The organism is Methylobacterium sp. WL7 (assembly GCF_008040085.1).
Lineage (GTDB): Bacteria > Pseudomonadota > Alphaproteobacteria > Rhizobiales > Beijerinckiaceae > Methylobacterium > Methylobacterium mesophilicum.
This window is the reverse complement of sequence record NZ_VRVG01000353.1, coordinates 1-665: the sequence shown is the minus strand read 5'-3', so window position 1 is coordinate 665 and position 665 is coordinate 1. Positions and strand designations below refer to the sequence as shown.

The 665-nt window shown below is 65.0% G+C and carries 1 pseudogene; it reads left to right on the top strand.

Annotated features, from left to right (window positions below):
• Window positions 1–439: pseudogene (locus FV233_RS31545) on the top strand (IS701 family transposase); the annotation flags it as partial.
• Between the last annotated feature and the right edge of the window lie 226 nt (window positions 440–665).

Genomic DNA, 665 nt, shown 5'->3' with positions numbered 1-665 from the left:
TGGGTGTTCAGTCCTCGACGAGCCTGTGGCTTCCCGGAACGGCACCCCTGCCGCCCAAGCCCTGGAGCGGGCGCGGGCGCCCACCCACCCGGGTGCGACGGAGCCCTGAGCAAAAGCCACTCTCGGCAGAAAAGCTGGCCCGGTCTCTGCCGGAGGCCGCTTGGCCGTGTTGGTCGGCCGGACGAAGCTGCGCTGGCGTATCGAGTGGGACTACCAGGAGCTCAAACAGGAGATTGGGCTCGGCCACTACGAGGGGCGAAGCTGGCGGGGCTTCCATCATCACGCCAGCCTATGCATCGCGGCCTACGGGTTCCTGGTCTCCGAGCGGGGCCGCTTTCCCCCCTCGGAACCAGAGTTCACCGAACGGCAAGCGCTTGCCCTACCCGCCAGTTATAGACCCCGCGGTGCCCCCGATCCGGCCCGAGCGACACGTGCCTGACTCCATCGCAACCTTGCGCCTGAGGCTAACACGGGCGCTCGTTCGTTCCCTGCACCGATGTCCCTGTTGCCAACAAAAATTTATGACACAGTAGTACTAGGTGTTTGGTTGCGGAACGTCGTTGGGATGCGGCGCGTTGGGCGATCAAAGCCTATGCGTGGCGGTTTGCAGGTGTGCGCCGCCGTTCTTCCAGGAGGGCTCGCTGATGCTCGCCATCCATCCCCAA